Below are 6938 nucleotides of genomic sequence, written 5' to 3' on the forward strand. Positions count from 1 at the left end.
AAACAATGGGTGTTGCAAGGCGTTGATAGCAAGTTGGATAGATGATATGTGTGCTTATGAAAAATGTTTACACAATTCTTACCTCTTTTCGGTTTGTGAAAGAGAACGTGTTGGTGTGTTTTCTATTTTATCAGACAGTAGCTATTTACTTTTGTTTGGGATACATTGCCACCACATTTGCTCCCCTTATATGACGCTCAAAGTGTGAGATGAGTGCTTCTGAATACTGTTTATGCTTCACGTCTATAGGTTCTTCGTCCAACATGACAGCATCAATGCTCATATATTTTTTCATAAAGTCGGCAGCAGAACGCTGACTTATATAATTGGATTCTTCGATTGTAATAGGCACAACTTGATGGAACTGAATGGTGCGACCGCCTATATTGGCAAACATTTCGTTAGGAACATCGGGCAGCGGACACAGCATCAAGGCAGCAAAGAAGTCTGTGGAAGCATCGAACGACAGTTCTTCGCCGTCACTATCATTGTAGCTTAGTGTGTCGCCCAGTTGAAATTGGAAGTTATAATAGGTGTATTGCACTACATCGCGCAGTAGGCGTAGATACCAATAGTTGCTGTCTTTGCTTAAATCGGCATCGGTTACGTTCCAGTCGGGCGGCAAATACATAACATATTCGAAGTGTTCTATCACAAAGCCGTCGGTGTATTTGGTTTCGTCGAAAGTTATTTCTCCATTGTCCAACTGCTTATAATATTCTTGGTTGGGCACACGAATGGCTCCTGCACCCACTGTGCAAAGCGTCCAATACTTGCGTTGCTTGGTTGGTGGAATGCTAACAATGTCGATGGGAAAGCCTTCGCCATCGGTATCGTGTAGTACTGCGTCTATCTTACCGAAGCGTTCTTGCACGAAGTTTCTTAGGTCTGCGCGTTCCTCTGCGCTATAATAAGGTATTGGTTTATCCTCTTTGGCTTTCTTTTCCAACTGCATATACGATACGATATTGCCCAAAATGCGTTCTGGTTCGTCTGAAAAGAGGTAGACAACGCCAATATCTGTCTTGTCTTCCGTTTCAATATAAATGTAGTTTTGAGCCAACCATATATCCTTAATCAGAGAGAACGGCGTGGTAAGATAGCGTGCCCAAATGCCATCGACTGTGGTTATCGACACCGATATACCATCTTCATCAATGCGATAAGTATTCTCTCTTAATGCTTTGTATAGCTTTCTGTAGAAATAAAAATAATAAGCAAGAATACAGAAGAATACAAAAGGTATGCCTATTATGGCAAATCCTATGCTTTTCTGCACATAAATTAAAGGTAACATAAGCAGATAAAGCCATGACACTATCATTTTGAGTGGATGCTGAATCCATAGTCCGCCAACGGCACGAGTTATGAACCACCACATAGACTTGTCGCAATGACTCGCAACTGGTTCGGGATTATTGCGCACCAATAGTTTTAAAGCTTCATCTCTTGTGATATGCCTCATCGTGAAAACAACAAAAATAAGCTTGTTTCTAAACGTATAAAAGAACGCCTTCGATGTGAAAACGTTCTTTTACTATGCTGTTATTTAATTTTTAATGGGGGGATATTTCCTGAACCAACCGTCTATTCTTAAACGCATCACACCAAAGAAGGCTTCGGAAAATATACCTCCGCTCATCTTACTTGTGCCTTCTCGGCGATTTACAAAGATAACGGGCACTTCCTTAATCTTAAATCCTATCTTGTACGCCGTGTACTTCATTTCTATTTGGAAGGCATAGCCTTTGAAGCGAACTTCATCGAGTGGAATGGTTTCGAGCACCTTTCGACGATAGCAAACAAAGCCTGCCGTGGTGTCGTGAACATGGAAGCCTGTTACAAAACGTACATACTTACTGGCAAAATAGCTCATCAGGACACGTCCGATGGGCCAGTTTACCACATTCACTCCGCTTACATAACGTGAACCGACAGCAATATCGAAGCCCTCGTCGTGCGTAGCTGCATACAGTCGGGGCAGGTCGTTAGGGTCGTGACTGAAGTCTGCGTCCATCTCAAATATATAGTCATAGCCATGCTTCAATGCCCATTTGAAGCCACAAATATAAGCTGTTCCAAGTCCTAACTTGCCTGAACGTTCGATAATAAACAGACGGTCGGCAAACTCTTCTTTTATGAGCCGGTGTACAATCTGTGCGGTTCCGTCAGGACTTCCGTCGTCAATTACTAAGATATGAAAACACTTCTCCAAACCGAAAACAGCTCGGATAATATTCTCCATATTCTCTTTTTCGTTATATGTAGGGATGATTACTATACTATCGCTTGTCATACGCAAATATATTCTATAATGCAAAAGTAAGATAAATATCCGAATATCCCAAATGTTACAATCGGTTTGCTTATAAAAAGGTTGTTAAAAGGGAAAGCGTAAGCCCATTGTACGGGGAAAGACATCGCGGGGTTTTCTGACTCTGTTTTCAGACTTCTTGGCGGGTATGATGTCATGTTTAAACCGATATGATATCATCTTCTGAGAAATATGACGTCATATTTTTCACCACATCATATCATATTGAAACACAGAATATTACAGATGCGCTTTTTCTACTTGGAATATAGCCTGACAATGGCGTTGAGACTGGTGTGAAATTACCCTTAAAAACGAAGAGCCGACACGCTGTACGGCATGTCGGCTCTTGCTCTTTTTATGTGTTTTGCAAATGCAAAAATGTTCTTTTTTCTATTCGTCTTCGTCCTTAACTTCTGCTTCGTGTTCAGCAATGAGGGTCTGCTGGACTTCGTTAGGCACGAGTTCGTAGCTTGAGAACTTGGTGGTAAAACTTGCACGGCCACCTGTCAGCGAACTCAGAGAGATGCTGTAGCTTGCCAATTCCTTCAACGGAATCTTGGCTTGCAGCTTCTGGTAGCCCGCTTCGCTGTCCATTCCCAATATCATAGCACGGCGTCCTTGCAAGTCGCTCATTACGTCGCCCATATAATCGCCAGGCACATACACTTCCAAATCGTAGATAGGCTCAAGAATTTTAGGCCCCGCAATCTTGAAAGCATCAGAGAATGCGTGGCGCGCAGCAAGTGTAAACGAAAGTTCGTTAGAGTCTACTGGGTGCATCTTACCGTCGTAAACAACCACGCGCACGTCGCGGGCGTAGCTTCCGGTCAATGGTCCACGCTCCATACAGTCCATGATACCTTTCAGAATGGCTGGCATAAAGCGTGTGTCAATGGCTCCACCAACAACTGAATTGATGAATACGAGCTTACCGCCCCAAGGCAATGTCTTTTCTTCCTTACCCTTAATGTTCATCTTAAATTCTTGTCCGTTGAACTTATACATTGTTGGGTCTGGCATACCTTCAGCGTATGGTTCTACAATAAGGTGCACTTCACCGAACTGTCCTGCGCCACCGCTCTGCTTCTTGTGGCGATATTCAGCCTTTGCCTGCTTGGTAATGGTTTCACGGTAAGGTATGCGTGCTTCCTTGAATACGGTTTGAAGTTTCTCGTTGTTCTCCAAACGCCACTTCAAAGTGCGCAAGTGGAACTCGCCTTGTCCCTTTACAATGGTCTGACGCAACTCTTTGCTTTGTTCTACAAGCCATGTTGGATCTTCTTGACGCATCTTCAATAACGCTGCCATAAGCTTTTCAGTTTCTTGAGAATTAACTGATTCGATGGCACGCATGTACTTTGGATTTGGATATTTAATAAAGTCGAAGTGCTGTTCTACGCCCTTACCATTCAATGTATTGCCCGTCTTAACGTCTTTCAACTTCACTGTACAGCCAATATCGCCCGCATTAAGTTGGTCTACAGGAATACGGTTTGCGCCTGCACAAGCAAATAACTGGCCAATGCGTTCCTTTGAGCCTCTGTCTGCGTTGGTCAAGTCATCGCCCACTTTAATCGAACCACTCATAACTTTGAAGTAGCTTACTTCACCGATATGAGGCTCAACAGCGGTCTTAAAGAAATAAACTGATTCAGGACCATTAGAGTCTGGTGACACCTCTTCCCCACGTGTGTTATGTATCTTGTCCATTTCACTAACGAAAGGAACAACGTTACCTAAGAACTCCATTAAGCGGCGCACGCCCATATCTTTTCCTGCACAAACGCAGAATACTGGAAAAATGCTGCGAGCAACAAGGCCCTTACGAATACCTTCGCGCATTTCGTCTTCGGTAAGAGTTTCTGTCTCAAAGAACTTCTCCATCAATGTTTCGTCGTTCTCTGCGGCTGCTTCAACCAAAGTTTTGTGCAGTTCCATCGCCTTATCCATTTCCTCAGCAGGTATATCTTCAATGATAGGAGAACCTCCTTCTGCCTTCCAACTATACTTCTTCATCAATAGAACATCAATAATACTATTGAATCCAGCACCTGTCTTAGTTGGATATTGTATCTGAATGCACTTTGAACCATAGATTTCTTTCATGCTATTCATCACATTATCGAAGTCGCATTTATCAGAATCTAATTGATTGACTAAGAAGATTACAGGTTTCTTCAACTTTTCTGTATAACGGAAGTTGTTTTGTGTTCCTACTTCAGGGCCGTATTGTCCATTTATAAGGATTACGGCTTGGTCGGTAACATTCAATGCTGTTATCGCACCACCTACGAAGTCGTCGCTTCCTGGACAATCAATTATGTTTAACTTCTTATTGTTCCACTCAACATGAAAGACTGTAGAAAATACTGAGTAGCCATATTCTTGTTCTACTGGAAAGTAGTCGCAAACTGTGTTTTTAGCTTCCACTGTGCCGCGGCGCTTAATAATACCGGCACCAAATAACATACTTTCGGCAAGAGTAGTCTTGCCGCTACCCGCACTGCCAAGCAATGCAATGTTCTTAATTTCGTTTGTCTGATATACTCTCATAACCACAAAAGATTTAAAAAAAGGTTGTTCTAAAAGTCTACATACAGGCAGTAATCTGTTAGAAGTCCACCTTTAGGTTGTTAGTATTATTTTCTATGCTGAGCAATAAGCTGTGCCTACTACTACTGCCGTCTAAGTTAGACATTTTATTTTATACCTCCAAACAATTTGCAACAATTTATGAAAGTATTAAAAGAAATTACTACTTTTGCAAAGAAATAATTCTTCTTTAAGTTTACTACATTATATAATAGATGGCAGGACTTTACTTCCATATTCCTTTTTGCGCAAGCCGCTGTATTTATTGCGGCTTTTATTCCACTTTAACACCACGTGCAGAGAAAGCAACAACGATGGATTTGTATGTGGATGCGTTGTGTAAAGAAGTTGTAATGGAAAAGAAATATATCTTTGATGATAAGTCTGACGCTGCTGATCGACTTGAAACGATTTACTTTGGGGGAGGTACACCATCGCAATTAAATGCTTTCCATATTGAGAAGATATTCAGTTGTATTGCTGAAAACTATGCTGATAGAATAGCAAACTATGACGAAATGGAGATAACGTTTGAGTGTAATCCCGATGATGTAACCTCCGAATTTGCCGAAAATCTTAAACATTTGCCCATCAATCGCATATCTATGGGTGCTCAGACTTTCTCAGACGAGCGTTTAAAGTTTCTTCGTAGGCGTCATAAAGCTGCTGATGTGAAAACTGCTATAAGTCGTTTGCGTAACGCTGGGATAGAGAATATCTCCATAGACTTGATGTTTGGTTTCCCGAACGAAAGCTTAGATGAATGGAAACTTGATATAGATAAAGCCATTGCCTTAGATGTTGAACATCTTTCGGCTTACAGTTTAATGTATGAAGAAGGTACTCCTCTTTACCAACTCTTGCTAAAAGGTAAAGCGAAAGATATGGACGAGGAACTTTATCGTACGATGTACGACACGCTTATCGACCGCCTTGCTCTCGCCAACTACGAGCAATATGAAATCAGCAACTTTGCCAAGCTCGCCCATACCGCCATTTCTCCTTTCCGTTCGCGCCACAACAGTGCCTATTGGGCAAACAAACGCTATCTCGGCATAGGCGCATCGGCACACAGCTACAACCTTTCCACACGCCGTTGGAACATAGACAACCTGCAAGAATACATCAATGGCATTACAAACAACCGCCCCATCTACGAGGTGGAAACCATCGACGCCGACACACACTACGACGATATGGTAACAACAGCCCTGCGCACGAAGAGCGGTATCGACCTTACCGCATTGCCGTCGCCTTACAAAGAACACATAACAAAAGCCTCTGCTCCACTTATCTCACAAGGTCTGCTCGCCATAACCGACAACCATCTGCACCTTACACGCAACGGAATTTACGTCAGCGATTTCGTTATGAGCGAATTAATGTACGTTTAAAACCGCAGCAAACCATTTTTTTCATTACCTTTGCACATAGAACAAACAGAAACTTACATTTATGACAGAACAGGAATTTGAACAACTTTGGCAAGCCAACCGCCAACAACTGCTCGCAAACGACGAAGAATACCAACGCATAAGCAAAAGCTACACATCGTCGAGTTGGCTCGATTACCTTGTGTCTATTGGCGGATTCGTTATCTGCGAAAAGTTTATACAGGGCTTTAACCTTGGCAACGTATGGACATTCCTCCTTGCAGCACTCGGAATGGTCATCGTCTGGTACGGCTTCCGACTCATAAAAAGCAGACTAAGCAGCAACAAAACCCTCGAAGAAGTGGAACAACGCATAAAAGAACAATACAAATCTACTTTGCATTAGTGTCACTAAAATATTTTAAAACAAGCTTAAGGCAGGTTCTAAAAATCCAATAAAGATGGTTTTTAGAACCTGCCTTAATTATATTTTCAGATGTTTATAGGAGCCGCCAAATATCTTATCAACCTTTTAATTCTCTATGCAGACACTCAAAATTGTCTTATAAGACTTTTTTAATTCTCTTATAGGACAATTTTAATTCTCTTATAGGACAATTTTAATTCTCTTATAGGACAATTTTAATTCTCTTATA

The 6938-nt window shown here is 41.8% G+C and carries 5 protein-coding genes; 2 read left to right on the top strand and 3 right to left on the bottom strand.

Annotated features, from left to right (window positions below; genetic code table 11):
- Window positions 1-145 precede the first annotated feature (145 nt).
- The 3 genes from HXN26_RS03145 to HXN26_RS03155 all read right to left on the bottom strand — a co-directional run bounded on the left by HXN26_RS03145 (window position 146) and on the right by HXN26_RS03155 (window position 4870).
- Entirely contained in the window at window positions 146-1465 is a 1320-nt protein-coding gene (locus tag HXN26_RS03145) for a suppressor of fused domain protein (RefSeq protein ID WP_273158623.1), read from the bottom strand.
- Window positions 1466-1549: 84 nt separating this feature from the next.
- Window positions 1550-2296, bottom strand: a complete 747-nt coding sequence (locus tag HXN26_RS03150; RefSeq protein WP_273158625.1) for a polyprenol monophosphomannose synthase — start codon at window positions 2294-2296, stop codon at window positions 1550-1552.
- Between the two features lie 411 nt (window positions 2297-2707).
- On the bottom strand, window positions 2708-4870 hold the full coding sequence (locus HXN26_RS03155) for an elongation factor G (RefSeq protein ID WP_273158627.1): 2163 nt from the start codon (window positions 4868-4870) through the stop codon (window positions 2708-2710).
- Window positions 4871-5124: 254 nt separating this feature from the next.
- On the opposite strand from HXN26_RS03155, the gene hemW reads away from it, so the two are divergent.
- Window positions 5125-6303, top strand: coding sequence for a radical SAM family heme chaperone HemW (gene hemW, locus HXN26_RS03160; RefSeq protein WP_273158629.1), 1179 nt, complete (start codon window positions 5125-5127; stop codon window positions 6301-6303).
- Window positions 6304-6364: 61 nt separating this feature from the next.
- Window positions 6365-6688: a positive regulator of sigma(E), RseC/MucC domain protein gene (locus HXN26_RS03165; protein ID WP_025000651.1), complete on the top strand. Its 324-nt coding sequence runs from the start codon at window positions 6365-6367 to the stop codon at window positions 6686-6688.
- Window positions 6689-6938: the final 250 nt, after the last annotated feature.

It is taken from the genome of Prevotella aurantiaca (assembly GCF_015262605.1).
GTDB lineage: Bacteria > Bacteroidota > Bacteroidia > Bacteroidales > Bacteroidaceae > Prevotella > Prevotella aurantiaca.